Origin of the sequence: Acinetobacter harbinensis (assembly GCF_000816495.1) — a bacterium.
GTDB lineage: Bacteria > Pseudomonadota > Gammaproteobacteria > Pseudomonadales > Moraxellaceae > Acinetobacter > Acinetobacter harbinensis.
On the sequence record NZ_JXBK01000001.1, the window covers coordinates 250,090 to 262,816 of the forward strand.

Sequence of the window (12,727 nt, forward strand, 5' to 3'; positions counted from 1 at the left end):
TTTTTTGTTTTTGCTGATCAAGAGCAGAAATCAGATGCCAATTTGGCTGCCAAGTTCGACCACCCGATTCGGTGGAATTTGATAGAAATCACTCACTGGACTGGTGTTACGCTGCATGGAAATAAAGAGTTTTTCACGCCATGGCGATAAGCCTTCACCCACCGTATGAATCAAACGATCACGCGAGATAAAGAAACTGATTTGCATCATGTCAAACTCTAAATCCAATTGTTCATAGGCTTGTTGCAGTGCATCTGGAATATTCGGCTGATCTTTAAATCCATAATAGATAGCAATACGATAAAAACGTGGATCTAACTTTTCAATTTCAATCCGATCTGTGGCTGCAACATACGGAATATCACGCGTGACCACGGTCAACATAATATTCAATTCGTGCAGGACTTTATTGTGCTTAATATTGTGCAACATCGCGTGCGGTACAATATTGGGTGTGCCGGTTAAAAATATAGCTGCGCCCGGCACAAATTGTGTCTCGGCACTCATACTGATACTTTTAATAAATAAATCGATAGGCAATGCATCTTTTTCTAAACGCGCCAAGACAATTTCCCGACCAGTTTTCCACGTCATTAACACGGTATACATGGCCGCACCAATTAAAATGGGCACCCAACCACCGGCAATAATTTTAAGCGACGTCGAAGCCACAAAGACAAAATCAATCAGCAAAAAAGGTACCGCAAAAAGTAGCACTTTCCAGATTGGCCAACGCCAAAAACCATAGGCCAAAAATGAAATCAAAATGGTGCCACAGAGCATGGTCATGGTCACTGCAACACCATAGGCACTGGCCAAATTGGCACTGCTTTCAAACAGTGAAATCAGAATCACCACAGAGATAAACAACATCCAGTTAATAAAGGGCAAATAAATTTGCCCTTTTTCCGCAGCTGAGGTGTGATGTACAGTCAAACGCGGCAAATAACGCAATTGAATGGCCTGATTAACCATCGAAAATACGCCAGTAATGACCGCTTGTGAAGCAATCACAGCAGCAGCAGTGGCCAAACCAATCATGGGAAATAACGCCCATTCCGGCACCAACATGTAAAACGGGTTGGCAATGGCTTCTGGATTACGCAGTAATAATGCACCTTGTCCTGCATAGTTAAACAGTAAGCAAGGCAAAACAATAATAAACCACGCCAGACGAATCGGAAGACGACCGAAATGTCCCATATCCGCATATAAGGCTTCACCACCAGTGATGGTTAAAATAACCGCACCCATGGTTAAAAATGCCAAATAAGGCTGATGGGCAATAAAATTAAAGGCCCAATGTGGACTGACCATGGTCAAGACAAACGGTGTTTGCAGAACACTCCAGACACCCAGTGCACCAATCGACAAAAACCACGTTAAGGTCAATGGGCCAAAGAATTTACCCATGGTGGCTGTGCCATGACGCTGCACAAGGAACAAACCCGCCAAGATACCAATCGCCAATGGCATCAACCAGTCGTTAAACATCGGAGTGGCAATACTTAGGCCTTCAATGGCGGACAGTACCGAGATGGCCGGCGTAATGATGCCATCACCAAAGAATAAGGATGCCCCAATAAACCCTAAGGCAATCAGATAAATTTTCTTATCTTCAGCAATGCGACTGGTGCGTAAATTCAAGGCCAGCAGGGACATAATCCCGCCTTCGCCGTTGTTGTCAGCCCGCATAATAATGGTGACGTATTTAAAACTGATGGTAAGCATCATGCACCAAAAAATCAGCGACAGAATTCCAAGTACTGTGCCTTCATTAATAGCCAGATGCGCGGTGAGGAAACATTGCCGGAGCGCGTACAGTGGACTGGTGCCAATGTCTCCGAATACCACCCCAAGTGCTGCGAGGGTAATCACAGGCAATGCGGCTTTCTTTGCAGAACTTTGCATAGTTTGTCTTCGTTTTTAGACACAATTTTTTGGCAATCATATCACTGCGAAAAAACTTTTGCTCTAAATCAATTGTTTCAACTTGGCAGAGTGGTTTTTTTTCGGTATTATCGCGGCAAATTGGTGAGGTGTCCGAGTGGCTTAAGGAGCACGCCTGGAAAGTGTGTATACGTTTGCGCGTATCGAGGGTTCGAATCCCTCTCTCACCGCCAGATTTGAAAAACCTGCACACCAATGCAGTAAAAAAAGAAAGGCTTAGTTCTTCAGGAATTCGGCCTTTCTTTTTTTGCTTCAAATAATGCGCTCAACGCTTAACACCATCTCTATATGCTTTCTTTTAACCACAATCAAACTGAAGCAAATACTCTGTGGTTTGATCGCTTACTTTTTGGCTTGCGTTTTTAAGCAAATTCGCTATGATTCTTGCCACAATGCCGGCATAGCTCAGTTGGTAGAGCAACTGACTTGTAATCAGTAGGTCCACAGTTCGAATCCGTGTGCCGGCACCATTGTAAACTTAGCCTCGCTTAACCGCTGAGGCTTTGTTGTTTTTATAGTGGGCAATATGTTGGTCTATTAAACAGCCGCTAAATGATGTTTCTTGGCACTCACTTGCACATATTGAACCCAACCATCGGCATATAACTGACTGCATAATTGCGCGGTCATACGAATTTTAAAGGCATCTAGACCTTTGCCATGTGGGACCAATTGCTGAAAATAACGTGAGAATCCAAGCAACACTGGCCTAGAGAGATCTGTAATCTCAATATCTAGCAAATCATAACGCTGTAAAGTTTGCTGAAGTGCGCACGTTGTCATCAAATGATCAGTATTAATATCTGCGGCTTTTAACAACCATCTGTATTTTTGTTTTTGTAAGGCGCTTAAACGCTGCGCTTGCTCTGACCAAATCAGACAATGAAAACCCAAGCGACCCGAGGCGGCCAACACGGTACTGACGGAGGTTAAAAAGGTCTGTATATTGCAGTGGTAAGCCGCATCAATACACAGCACCACATCAAATGGATGCTGAAAAGCCAGCTCTGCGAGCTTTAAAAAAGAGTGCTGATGAATACTGCTCAATGTCGGAAGATGGCGCTGAACATTCGCCACACAGCGCGTTTGTAACTCCACCGCTGCTGGCTGCTGTAGCTGATAGTGCTGTTGCCAAAACACTAAACTTGCACCCTGTCCGCAGCCCAAATCTAGTAGCCGATCCGTAGATTTTAACTTCACGGCCTCTGCCAATTGCGCAGCCAATTGCTGACAAGCCTGCGGATAGGATGAGCTAGACTCATCCCAATAGCCCAGATTACTCCACGGCAGCTCAGCAGGATCGCCCAGCTGTTTGGCATTAATGGCATATTTATGTTCAGCCACATAATGCCGCAGGGCCTGTAGCGCTTTCACCGCTATTAGTAGCCCAACTGCGGTGCAACTTCAACAATCGGTTTTAAGCCCACAAACGGTACAGCAGCATTAAAAATTTCAGCAATATGAATGGCTGAGGTTACCGCGGATTCTAAAATCGGTAAACCATCGCAAGACCATGAACCACAATAGAAAACTTTACGTTTTAAATCTTTATGTCGTTGCTGCAATTCTTTGTTTAAGGCCACCGTATGCGAGTCAACCACAGCGCGGGTCAGCGAGACATTAGAAATGATTTTTTTAGGATCAATTTCAGTCACTGGCTGCCACGTTTGAAAAACAGCCGTTTTACCCACTAAACTCGGTTCAACCGAATTAAGCCATACAGTAAAGTGCTGACGGGTAAACTTACGATCCATCATATAGCTCAGTACTGCCCAATCTTTACGTTTAGGCGGCATAACGCTTTGATCGGTATGAATGACCAAATTACCCTGTTCAAATTTAAATTGTTTTAACAGCGCAATATCATCGGCAAATTGTTCAGCATCTAAAAACTGTTCAATTTTATTGGTGGGTGTCGCAACAATAACGCGATCAAAAACGTACTGCTCACCCAAGGCATTCTCAACCAATACGCCATGGTCCTGCTCTTTAATTTGGGTAATGGCTGAGCTGTTATGAATGTCGATACCGGCAATTAACTTGTCCACCAAAGCCGGTGTTCCACCTTGTAGACGCAATAAAGCATCGCCATCGGTCAGTTGACGCAAGAAAACCAATAGCGGTTTAGCTGGCCAATCACCAATGGTTTTAGGATTACAGGTGCAGATGGTATAAAGCACTGGCATCACTGCGCCATGCCAAAAGACCTCTTCAATATGATTGTTATTGATAAATTCAGTTAAGGTGATCTCTTGATCTTTAGATTTAAAGAATTTAGCGATGGCAGTTTTAAGTTGCAGCATGCCTTTAACCAAGCGCCAACCATATTGCTGAATGCCTTTGCGATTATTAATAATCGGAAAGTTACCAATTCGGCTACGCGTAGTGGTCAACCACGTTTCAGTCCGATCTTCAAACAACCAGCTACACGCCATATAGGTACGTACAGGAAAAGTGTGTATGCCCAAATACGTGGCCAAACTTAAGGTATTCTTCCACAAATGTGGATTCATGACACGTAAAGGGGCATCAATGAGGCCACCTTCAAACTCTAAGCTGTGGCTGTCCATGCCGCGTCCAGGCAGTGCCTCAAAAATAGTTATACGATGACCTGCATCTTTCAGAATTCTGGCGGTAGCAAGCCCAGCCATACCGCTACCAATGACTGCAATATCCAAAATTATTATCCGTTAGTTATACATAAGATTCTTGAAATTATGAACCACCCGCTGTGAAAACAGGCTATTAAAATATTCCAGAATCTGTTTTTTTAACAAAAAGTCATCACAAGCGCAATTTATAAAATACTGATCATTTCAAAGTTCAAAAAAAATATTTAAAATGAATAAATTATCACTATTTATAGCTAGTAATATTAAAAAATCCTTTAAAAAAAATAAGATAAATTAACCAAATTTATAACCAGTGTTTTACAAAAGCTAACAATAGTCGTATGATGCCCAATATAAAGAATCGACACTTTATAAAAACTTTGCCAAGTATGTCACTTTGCAAAGGAGATAAAACAACAAAATTCATTTCGCAAAAAGCCCTCTAGATTTTAAGAGGGCTTCTTTCTTTTAACTTAAGTGGTCTTAAATGCTTATTTTTTAACCTATTTCATTATTCAAAATACACTGCATTAAAATTTTAAATAGTTGAAATTTCATGCTTTATGCTGACAAATTAATATTTGTATCAGTCATTAATCACTGTCGCGATTTACACCGATACGCTGATTTTCAAGCTTGCGATGATCCATCCTTGCTGCCGATTTAACTGATTTAAAATGATGCTTAATTCGATTTTATCTAGATATTTTAACTGTTCTCTCAAGCCGTTCAGATTGAACCACACGATCTTAAGCTTGCATAAGCGAGTCTTATCTATTTAATCATGCACCCTAAAAAGTCCAAGATACGGGAATCTTAGACTTTTTAGGTGTGTCAAAAAATCGCTTAGATTTTACCAATTAAATCAATAGATGGTGTAAGGGTGCTCTCTCCTTCTTGCCATTTTGCAGGGCAAACTTCACCGGGATGGTTATGAACATATTGCGCGGCTTTTACTTTGCGCAAAAGCTCTTGTGCATCACGCCCAATACCGCCAGCATTGACTTCCACCAATTGAATTTTACCGTCAGGATCAATCACAAAAGTACCGCGGTCTGCTAAACCTTCTGCTTCGATCAACACTTCAAAGTTTTTCGCCAAGCTCCACGTTGGATCGCCCAACATTGGATATTGAATTTTGTGAATCTCATCTGAGCTGTCATGCCATGCTTTATGGGTAAAATGAGTGTCGGTTGATACCGAATAAATCTCAACCCCGATTTTTTGGAATTCAGCATAGTTATCCGCTAAATCGCCAAGCTCAGTCGGGCAGACAAAAGTAAAATCAGCAGGATAAAAAAACACAACGGACCATTGACCGTGTAAGTCTTTTTCAGACAATTCAATGAATTGACCTTGTTGATAAGCAGTGGCATTAAATGCTTTGATTTGGCTGTTGATTAAACTCATATGATTGTCCTATAGCGTATTGATCAGATTGCTTATGTTGTAACGCTAGAGTACGCAACAAATATAAATAGATAAAACCGTTATTATTTATAAAAATGATCGAAAAATTAGATTTAAGAGTTTAACTCTTCTTTTGACCTGCGCGGTTTATCTGAAATTCTCAAAATAAGGTCATCGATTTGACCTTATTTTTTAAGCGAGCTTTAATTCTTTATTCAAGCTGATATTGTGCAGGACTGACAATAATTTGCGGCCATGTAAGGCTAAGATTATCGGCAATGACGTAGCTGCCTTTTTGCGCATAATAGGTGGCGCTGCTGGTATTTAAAGCGGTCAGGGTTAAATAGGTACTGGTATCATTGCTATATTCCACCCTTAATTTGCCCATCATGGGATATGCAGAAACTGTGGGATTACGTTGCCATGGTGTTATCGATTTAAAGCTGACTTTATATGCGCTATCAAAGCCTTCCGTCTCAATTGTTCCGATCACCTCTTGTTGGATGGAAGTCGCGCTCTGCGTTGTTTTTAAACTAAAGTCTTTAAATTTAAACTTTTCACCTGTAGACGTGCTGATCACCAAATCATTGGTAGAGTAGATTTGATCCGCGCTATTCACTTGCACACTGAGCGTGCCGTTAAAGGTAAAATCTGCCTCATCTACCCGTAATTTTAGATTATTAAAGGTTGTGGTTAGATTAGACGGATCTGAGGCATTACTGGTTTGACTAAATGCGCCACTTATTCCTTGAAAGGGCTGATTGACATCATACGCCACTGTACAATTTTTCGTTAAACTATAGGTATTTGAGGCCATTATCGTGGCTTGATAACAGGCACTATTCTGCTGCACATTGAGCATTTCTTTTTGTAAAGATAATACCCGATCCAGTAAACCGCGATTTAAGCTTTCTGCAGTCACCGTGTTTAAAAAAAATGTCGCGGTACTATTGGCTTCCGCTTTTTCAGTTTCGCTTAACACAGGATCGCTGGGCTCAGGATCAGTTGGGTTTGGATCAACCGTGTTAAAGTCATCATAATATGAATCGTCACTCGATCCACATCCTGCCAATAGTAAGCCAGTGCTGACTAAACCGATGAATATTACATTTTTATTTTTTCGCATTTTTTATTCTCCAAAATAAATCTGAAGCCTTACTTTCAAATAAAAAAATTGAAAAAACAAATCTGAGCTATTTTTATCGTGAATTATACTAAATTATAGCAATTACAATCATCTATAAATGATCTAACACTTTATCTGGCTTGCTGAATCGCCATTAGAAACCCATTGATAACGGAGCGCTAAAAATAATATTGCCCCTCATTGCATCTATAAAATTCACATGCATAGTCTCTAAAATATAGCCAAGAATAAAAATCAGCTGCATCTTTTAAGAGACTCAGAGCAAACTGAGATAAAAATGCTTGGGACAAAAAAAAGAACCTGATTAAAATCAGGTTCTTTTTTACTTTAAATACGATTTTTAATTATCGTAGCGTCTTAAAACGGTAAGTCATCATCTAAATCTGCAGGAGCAGCAACCGGTGCTGAAGGTGCAGATTGTGGTGCTTTCGGTTGGAAAGCAGAAGGGTTGTTGTTGGCATAGCCAGAACCTGCTTGCGGATTGTTATTAAAACCGCCGCCCTGATTATTGCCATAACCGCCTTGCGCGTTATTGTTATTATTGTTGTTATAACCTGAGTTGGCAGCCCCTTGGTTATTGTTAAAACGCGGTTGGTTATAACCTGTGTTTTCTGCACTGCCCGCTTGATCGCCTTGTTGACGATTACCGCTGTCCAACATTTGCATTTGTTCACCACGCACTTCTGTGGTGTAACGCTCTTGACCACCTTGGTCGGTCCACTGGCGCGTACGCAATGAACCTTCAATGTAGACTTTAGAGCCCTTACGCAAATACTGCTGCGCAATTTCACCCAAACGGTTGTTCAGCACAATACGGTGCCATTCTGTTTGCTCTTTACGTTCACCGGTATTTTTATCGGTCCACGAATCACTGGTTGCAATGGAAAACTGGGTCAAAGAACCCCCATTGGCAAAGGTTTTGGTTTCTGGATCTTTACCTAAAGTACCGACTAAAATAACTTTATTTACACCACGCATCAGACGTCTTCTTCCTATATATTTCTATGTTTTACTTTATAAGAGTTGTGCTTAAATGGCTACCTCTTTACCCAATAAGCGCGTTAAATCTTGTCGCGCAGCATCATCTATGAGCTGTTTATCAATTTTTACATACGCAAATTGTTGATCGGGCATCACCACGACCTCTTCAATACCACGAATGGCCAAAAGTTGAGAAGTCCATTCATCTGTTTGTTTGCTCTCAGGCAAAGGCAACACCAGCGAAGATAAATAACGCGGTTGAGTCAGACTAAAACTAATCAATAACCAAACAATGGCAATGCCACTTAAAATACTCCAGCCTAAAGCGGTGTTGTTTAACATCAACAATTGACCGCCAATCATGCCGCCAAAAAATGCCCCTAAAAACTGACTGCTAGCATTCACTCCCATCGCAGTGGCTTTAGACTGAATGGGCGCGGACTTAGATAACCAAGAAGGCAATAATGCTTCCATGACATTAAAGGCAATAAAGAAAAAGCCCAATCCGGCCAATAAGATATATTTAGACTCATAACCGAAAATCAAGATCAATAATCCCAACACAATTCCGCCAATGGCAGTCAGAAAAATCCCGCGCATTTTGCGATACTTTTCCGCCAAAATAATACTGGGGAAAGCAAAGAATAAGCTGATCACCAATAAAGGTAAATATACCAAACCATGTTTAGACAATGGAATATCAGCAAATTCAATCAGTTGTGAAGGCATATAAATAAACATTGCGGTGAGCAATAAATGCAGTGCAAACACCGACACATGCAGACGATTTAAATCGCCCATTTTTAACACTTGTTTGAGCTGTGACAGATAACCTTGTTGATAGTTTTTATGATGGCGAGTGACTTTTGGCACCAACAACAACATGGAAATTGCACCGAGTCCCATAATGGTGGTAATCCAGAATAAACCAGAAATACCCACCAGACCTGTCAACCAAGGCCCCAAACTAAAGGCCACCATAAAGGACACCCCAATGCTCATGCCCATCACGGCCATGGCTTTACTGCGCTGTTCTTCACGCGTGACATCGGCAAGTAGCGCCATCACCACCGCAGACACGGCACCGCCACCGGCAATCGCACGGCCAATAATTACTCCATAAATGGTGTCGGACATGGCAGCGACCGCACCGCCCAAGGCAAATAAAATCAGCCCAAGAATAATCAATGGCTTACGGCTAAAACGATCCGCCAATAGGCTAAATGGAATTTGTAAAATAGCTTGGGTTAAACCATATACCCCCACGGCCAAACCAATCAGCGTCGGGGTTGCTCCTTGATATGACTGCCCTGCCACAGAAAATACAGGAATAATCATGAACAAGCCCAGCATACGCAGTGCAAAAATACTGCTCAAGGCAAAGGTTGAACGGCGTTCTAAAGCATTCATCATATCAATAAGCTTGGTTTTATCAGTTTAACGTCATTCGGCTATCCTACAACATCCATGCCCGCGATGCTGCTTTATTCCACGATAAGCCGCCATAAATAAAGGCGCATCATAATGCGCCTTTATTGTACCCCTTTTTATACAAAAGTGATTAGCCGATCGCGTCTTGACGCTTGCTATATTGAATCGATGCAATCACTGCCCACACAATAAAGGCCACGCCAATTAAACCGGTCACCACTTCAGGAATGTGTACTCCTGTGCCACTGGCCAACATAATAAAGGCCAATGCACCAATGGCGTAATGTGCGCCATGCTCAAGATAGATATAGGCATCTAAAGTGCCTTTTTCCACCAAGTAAATGGTCATTGAACGCACGAACATCGCACCAATGGCCAAACCGAGCATAATAATCACCACATCAGAGGTAATGGCAAATGCACCAATTACACCATCAAAGCTAAAAGAGGCATCCAATACTTCGAGATAAATAAAACCGCCAATACCGGCTTTAATTGCGCCTGTTGGTGCGCCATTGGCATCATGTCCCACCGCATTGCCATCTTCATCTACTTCTGGCTCGCCGCCCAACAAATGACTCAGCACTTGCACCCCGATATACACCACGATGCCCCAAATACCGGCCATGGTCACTGCTAAACGTGAAGTTTCCACCACATTGGCAGCCATAATCAATAAAGCAATCAGTGCCAAAAATGCCGACATCGCAGGTACATTGGCTAAATTGGCCAAACGACGTTCTAACCATTTAAACCAATGCGTGTCTTTTTCTTCATCCAAGAAGAAGTTTAAGAACACCAACAACAAGAAAGAGCCGCCAAAAGCAGCAATTTCAGCATGATGTGCCATCAGTTTTGCCGAGTAATTAATCGGGTCATTTAATGCCATTTTAACCACTTCCAGCATGCCCATATCAGCTGTAACGGCCACAATGACAATTGGGAACACCAAGCGCATACCAAACACGGCCACCACAATACCGACGGTTAAAAAGATCATTTTCCAATAATGATCCCAACCGCGTAATACGGAGGCATTGACCACGGCATTATCGAAAGAAAGTGACACTTCCATCACCGCTAAAATAGCAGTAATGGCCAATGCCGTGAACATGGTCTTTAAGCCGGCCTCTGGCCCATGGGTAAAACCCCAATAAGCAGAGATCGCCAGACACACGATGGTAAAAATGATTGAGAAACCAAAATGTTTCATCATGAAAAATTGACCTACCAACAAAAATGTATAGAGAATAAATTCGGTGCAGCTTAAAAAACCAAGTTAAGCTTTTGTGCGGACAATTATGCCGATTTTTAGAGATTAATCCAAAATACTTCGTATGATTTTTATCAACGGCTTAGGCATTACTTTGACTATAATTATGGTTGCTATAGTCTGATGCTCCATACTCGCTTTTTTAAATTTTGATAGGATCGCAATATGCACTTTTCTCAAGCCGCATGGCAACGAAACTTGGCTTTATATGAAAAAACCTTGGCGATGCCGTTTAACCAAGAATTGGCACAAGGCACACTCAGTAAGGCTGTGTTTAGCCATTATGTGATTCAAGATGCACATTATTTATTGGCTTATGGGCGTGCTTTAGCCGTATGTGCCGCCAAAGCCTTTAGTGCAGACGATGTCATTCAATTTACTGAAGCGGCCAAAATTGCCATTGTGGTTGAACGCACCTTGCATGATGAGTTTATGCAAGAATTTGACATCACCAAAGAGCAGTTTAATCACACCCCGTTAACCTTGGCCTGCCATCATTACACTTCCTTTTTAACCGCCACGGCATGGTCAGAAAGTTATCCAGTGGTCTTGGCATCGTTGCTGCCGTGTTTCTGGATTTATGCTGAAGTCGGTAAAGCTATTGTGGCCAACTCCATTGAAAATAATCCCTATCAAGCTTGGATTGACACCTATTCAGGCGAAGAATTTCACCAAGCCGTGAATCAAGTGATTCGTACTATTGATCAGGTCGCAGCACGCTGTGATGCCGATACCTTAGAAAAAATGCATCAGGCCTATACGCGCGGTGCAGAATTAGAATGGTTATTTTGGGATGGCGCGTATCATCAACGTCAATGGTTGGGTCTAGATCCCGCATAAGCGCTAATATTCAAGATCACCACTGCTTAATGATGCAGCAGATATCTGCTGCACATCAGCAAGGTATGGACGACCTTGATTACAAGGAGTCCATATGCTTTACGATTACACGCTTAACGGACAGTAAATTAGCTGTGATGTTTAGAAAAAATTGAGCACGATTAAAGCCAACAATGCCGGCAAGGCTTGAATATAAAGAATCTTTTGACTCACGGTGCTAGCGCCATACACCCCAGCAATCAGAACACAGCCCAAAAAGAAATTGGCCAATGCCATGGCATAGCCCTCTGGGGCAAACAGCGACCAAATCAGTCCTGCCACCAAAAAACCATTATACAGTCCCTGATTTTGTGCCAATACTTTGGTCAGCCGAGCCTTTTCTAAGCTATTGCCAAAGACTTTCATACCCACAGGCTTATCCCACAAAAACATCTCTAAAATTAAGAAGTACAAATGCAGTGCCGCAATCAGTGCAATGAGGATTTTTGCAATAATCATGTGATTTTCCTTTTTATTTTGCTTTATTTAAGACTAATGCCTATATAACATTATTTTATCCACTATTTACTTGGATTAATGGCATTTTCTCTGTCTATCTCTGGCGATAAAGCCTATAGTTTTTCCTGTACATTCTGCTGGCCGACACAGGCTGACGTTTAAATTTGTTTAAATACGCCTTGAACATTTTTCATGCGCTATCATATATAACCTTTAATGAATCCATTTCCGAGATGTTTTATGAGCCAAAGTCATATCCGTATTCGAGGCGCACGTACCCATAACTTAAAAAATGTGTCACTCGATATTCCACGCGACAAGTTCGTGGTGATTACGGGACTCTCAGGCTCTGGTAAATCCTCCCTTGCCTTTGATACGTTATATGCCGAAGGTCAGCGCCGTTATGTCGAATCGTTGTCGGCCTATGCCCGTCAATTCCTATCCCAAATGGAAAAACCGGAAGTCGACTCGATTGAAGGCTTAAGTCCAGCCATTGCCATTGAGCAGAAATCCACCAGCCACAACCCCCGTTCTACTGTGGGAACCATCACCGAAATTTACGACTATTTACGTCTGCTGTATGCC

Annotated in this window: 10 protein-coding genes, 2 tRNA genes and 1 pseudogene; 4 read left to right on the forward strand and 9 right to left on the reverse strand. The window is 42.0% G+C overall.

All coding sequences use genetic code 11. From position 1 onward, the window contains the following. Window positions 1-30 precede the first annotated feature (30 nt). Window positions 31-1,911: a potassium transporter Kup gene (locus SE27_RS01305; RefSeq protein ID WP_039620161.1), complete on the reverse strand. Its 1,881-nt coding sequence runs from the start codon at window positions 1,909-1,911 to the stop codon at window positions 31-33. A 122-nt stretch (window positions 1,912-2,033) separates the two neighbouring features. Between SE27_RS01305 and SE27_RS01310 the strand changes: the two genes are divergently transcribed. Both SE27_RS01310 and SE27_RS01315 read left to right on the forward strand, forming a co-directional pair. After that, window positions 2,034-2,123: transfer RNA gene (locus SE27_RS01310), tRNA-Ser, on the forward strand. Window positions 2,124-2,344: 221 nt separating this feature from the next. Continuing rightward, a tRNA-Thr gene (locus SE27_RS01315) sits at window positions 2,345-2,420 on the forward strand. Between the two features lie 67 nt (window positions 2,421-2,487). Here SE27_RS01315 and SE27_RS01320 read toward each other — a convergent pair. The 7 genes from SE27_RS01320 to SE27_RS01350 form a co-directional block, all read right to left on the reverse strand. After that, a complete protein-coding gene (locus SE27_RS01320; protein WP_039620163.1) occupies window positions 2,488-3,324 on the reverse strand; it encodes an SAM-dependent methyltransferase in 837 nt (278 codons plus the stop codon). 5 nt (window positions 3,325-3,329) lie between these two features. Next, entirely contained in the window at window positions 3,330-4,628 is a 1,299-nt protein-coding gene (locus tag SE27_RS01325) for an FAD-dependent oxidoreductase (protein ID WP_039620165.1), read from the reverse strand. Window positions 4,629-5,408: 780 nt separating this feature from the next. After that, the gene (ahpC, locus tag SE27_RS01330) at window positions 5,409-5,972 is read right to left on the reverse strand and encodes an alkyl hydroperoxide reductase subunit C (protein WP_039620167.1); all 564 of its coding nucleotides are present in this window, start codon (window positions 5,970-5,972) and stop codon (window positions 5,409-5,411) included. Window positions 5,973-6,183: 211 nt separating this feature from the next. Then, a complete protein-coding gene (locus SE27_RS01335; protein WP_039620168.1) occupies window positions 6,184-7,098 on the reverse strand; it encodes a hypothetical protein in 915 nt (304 codons plus the stop codon). A 378-nt stretch (window positions 7,099-7,476) separates the two neighbouring features. Continuing rightward, complete coding sequence (ssb, locus tag SE27_RS01340; protein ID WP_039620169.1) at window positions 7,477-8,097, reverse strand: single-stranded DNA-binding protein; 621 nt, start codon at window positions 8,095-8,097, stop codon at window positions 7,477-7,479. 51 nt (window positions 8,098-8,148) lie between these two features. Then, entirely contained in the window at window positions 8,149-9,513 is a 1,365-nt protein-coding gene (locus SE27_RS01345) for an MFS transporter (RefSeq protein WP_039620170.1), read from the reverse strand. A 148-nt stretch (window positions 9,514-9,661) separates the two neighbouring features. Then, window positions 9,662-10,747, reverse strand: a complete 1,086-nt coding sequence (locus SE27_RS01350) for a DUF475 domain-containing protein (protein ID WP_039620172.1) — start codon at window positions 10,745-10,747, stop codon at window positions 9,662-9,664. A 222-nt stretch (window positions 10,748-10,969) separates the two neighbouring features. On the opposite strand from SE27_RS01350, the gene tenA reads away from it, so the two are divergent. After that, window positions 10,970-11,644: a thiaminase II gene (gene tenA, locus SE27_RS01355; protein ID WP_039620174.1), complete on the forward strand. Its 675-nt coding sequence runs from the start codon at window positions 10,970-10,972 to the stop codon at window positions 11,642-11,644. Between the two features lie 141 nt (window positions 11,645-11,785). On the opposite strand, the gene SE27_RS01360 is transcribed toward tenA, so the two are convergent. Then, window positions 11,786-12,139 (reverse strand): DUF1304 domain-containing protein, encoded by a 354-nt coding sequence (locus SE27_RS01360; RefSeq protein WP_039623728.1) that lies wholly within the window; start codon window positions 12,137-12,139, stop codon window positions 11,786-11,788. Window positions 12,140-12,382: 243 nt separating this feature from the next. Between SE27_RS01360 and SE27_RS14310 the strand changes: the two are divergent. Continuing rightward, window positions 12,383-12,727 (forward strand): annotated as a pseudogene (locus SE27_RS14310) (excinuclease ABC subunit UvrA); the annotation flags it as partial.

Coding starts and splice junctions, on each gene's coding strand:
- SE27_RS01305 (WP_039620161.1), bottom strand. CDS start 1,911: ATGCAAAGTTCTGCAAAGAAAGCCGCATTGCCTGTGATTACCCTCGCA.
- ahpC (WP_039620167.1), bottom strand. CDS start 5,972: ATGAGTTTAATCAACAGCCAAATCAAAGCATTTAATGCCACTGCTTAT.
- SE27_RS01335 (WP_039620168.1), bottom strand. CDS start 7,098: ATGCGAAAAAATAAAAATGTAATATTCATCGGTTTAGTCAGCACTGGC.
- ssb (WP_039620169.1), bottom strand. CDS start 8,097: ATGCGTGGTGTAAATAAAGTTATTTTAGTCGGTACTTTAGGTAAAGAT.
- SE27_RS01345 (WP_039620170.1), bottom strand. CDS start 9,513: ATGATGAATGCTTTAGAACGCCGTTCAACCTTTGCCTTGAGCAGTATT.
- SE27_RS01350 (WP_039620172.1), bottom strand. CDS start 10,747: ATGATGAAACATTTTGGTTTCTCAATCATTTTTACCATCGTGTGTCTG.
- tenA (WP_039620174.1), top strand. CDS start 10,970: ATGCACTTTTCTCAAGCCGCATGGCAACGAAACTTGGCTTTATATGAA.